Annotated in this window: 1 pseudogene; it reads left to right on the top strand. The window is 74.5% G+C overall.

The annotated features are described in order from the left end of the window. A pseudogene (locus FRW57_RS23845) lies at positions 1–522 on the top strand (hypothetical protein); the annotation flags it as partial.

Raw genomic sequence — 522 nt, 5'->3', positions numbered from 1 at the left:
CCTGGGCCGGCCCTGGGCGCCGTTCGCCCTGGACGCGCGCCTCCTCGCCGGGCTGGCCGCCTACGAGTCCGGCGACTGGGACACCGCCCTGCAGGTGGTCGACTCCGCCGGTGAGTCCCCGCCGCCACTGGCCGAGGCGGCGCTCTGTTCCGTCGAGATGGTGGTGCGCGCTGCGCAGGGCGACGAGGCCGTGCTGCGGCTGCTCCCGTCGGTGCGCCGTCAGTGGGGCCACGACGGGATCATCGCGATCATGAGTGCTGGTGCAGCCATCGAGGCCTACGGCACCGTCGACGACGTCGATGCCGCTATCGCGGTCCACGACGACGCCGTGGAGACCGTCGGTCGCCTGTGGCAGCACCCCGACTTCCAGGCCCGCATCCGGCTGTCGGCCCTGTTGTTGGGCCAGCTGTGCCGGGCGGCGGCCCGCGCGGGCGGCGCCGAGCGCTCGATCCTCGCGAAGAAGGGGGACGACTTGCTGGCAGCTGCCCTGCGTGCCGTCGCCCACGCGGAGACGCGGCGGCG

The organism is Segeticoccus rhizosphaerae, from assembly GCF_009192725.1.
In the GTDB taxonomy this organism is placed as follows: Bacteria; Actinomycetota; Actinomycetes; order Actinomycetales; family Dermatophilaceae; genus Segeticoccus; species Segeticoccus rhizosphaerae.
Note: the sequence above shows the minus strand (reverse complement) of the source record. Positions and strands in the feature narration are given on the sequence as shown.